Source organism: Mesorhizobium sp. WSM2561 (genome assembly GCF_000513915.1).
Taxonomy (GTDB): Bacteria; Pseudomonadota; Alphaproteobacteria; order Rhizobiales; family Rhizobiaceae; genus Mesorhizobium; species Mesorhizobium muleiense.
The window spans coordinates 1-1,507 of sequence record NZ_AZUX01000111.1 but is presented as its reverse complement, the minus strand read 5'-3'; the positions used below and the strand labels follow the sequence as shown (position 1 = coordinate 1,507).

Here is a 1,507-nt window from a genome sequence, read left to right as displayed (position 1 = left end):
ATGTCGCGAACGGTCCGGCCGAGATAGGTCTTGAGCCTGCGCAGCGCCTTGTTGGCCCGCTTGAACTTGTGTGGATGCCAGCCGTTTTGCAAGGAGAGCATTGAACTTTTGGGCGTGTGATCGAGTGCGGGCTTGTGTCAGGCCTGTCTCAGGTGCGGCAATTCACATGCCGCGGGCCGGTATGGTGATGCGCGGATCAGGTCCAAATCTGCTTGGCGAGCTCATGCAGCTCCCGTTCAAACACTGGTTTTCCTGACCCCGATCTGATCGATCATTTGCCCATGCGGTTCTTGGCCTTCGTCACATCTCCGACGTACCGGCTTCAGGTGCGCGGACGAGTGTTCATGCAGGCACCATCGCCGGATTCCGGTAATCCTCTTGTTTCGTTAGCATCGCCCAGATTCCGCGCCATCTTGTTGGCCAGCGCAATTGCCACCAGCATGCGTGGCTTCTTCGCCATCATGCGGGCAAGCCATGAGCCCTCGGGCGCACTCTTCCGGGATGCCCATTGCACCACGGCCATGGCACCGAGGATGAGCAATCGTCGAATATCGCGTTGACCCATCTTCGAGCTCTTCCCCAATCGTTGCTTGCCCCCGGTGGACTTCTGCAGCGGGACCAGCCCGAGCCAGGCGGAGAAGTCGCGGCCACACTTGAAGGTCTCCATCGACGGCGCAAAGGTTTCGATCGCAAGGGCGGCGATCGGCCCGACACCGGGCATGGTCTGCAAACGTCGCGATCTTTCCGCTTCCTTGGACAGCGCGCTGATCGTCTTATTCAGTGCCTCGATCTGGCCAGTCAGGTGGGCGATCCGGTCCAGCAAATCGTCGCAGATCTCGCGGACCAGATCCGGCAATTTCGCGTTCTGGTCCTCGATGACCTCTGCCAGACGTCGCACGTGGCCGATGCCTTGCGGAGCAACATATCCGAACTCATAAAGGTGCGCGCGCAATGCGTTGACCAGTTCGGTGCGCTGATTGACCAACTGTTCCCGGGTGCGAAACACGATGGCGCGGCACTACTGTTCCTCGCTCTTCGGTTCGACAAAGCGCATCGTCGGCCGTTGTGCTGCCTCGACGATCGCCTCCGCATTCGCTGCGTCATTCTTATGCCGCTTGATGAACGGTTTGACATAGCCAGGGGCGAGCAGTTTCGGCTGATGGCCAAGCCCGGCCATCTCGCGAGCCCAGTAGTGGGCGCTGCCACAAGCCTCCATCGCCACAACACAGGCTGGATGATCCGTCATGAACGTACGGAACTGCACGCGCGTCAGCTTCTTGCGGAACACAACAGATCCCATCGGCTGCCGCCCCGTGCAGTTGGAAGACGTTCTTTGCCAGATCGACTCCAATGATGGTAACTTCTTCCATGGATGCTTTCCTCTCCTTTGCGTGGCTTTAGCACCACGAACTTTGGCACATTGCGATGCCGTCGGAGAAGGCTGGCATCCACCCCATCTGCTTGGCGTGCGCATAGCGCTGCTGCTTGATCAGCGCCAGCTTGCCGA

The 1,507-nt window shown here is 59.5% G+C and carries 1 pseudogene; it reads right to left on the bottom strand.

Features of this window, described 5'->3' with window-relative positions:
- Nucleotides 1-342 precede the first annotated feature (342 nt).
- A pseudogene (locus M727_RS38760) lies at nt 343-1,370 on the bottom strand (IS110 family transposase).
- Between the last annotated feature and the right edge of the window lie 137 nt (nt 1,371-1,507).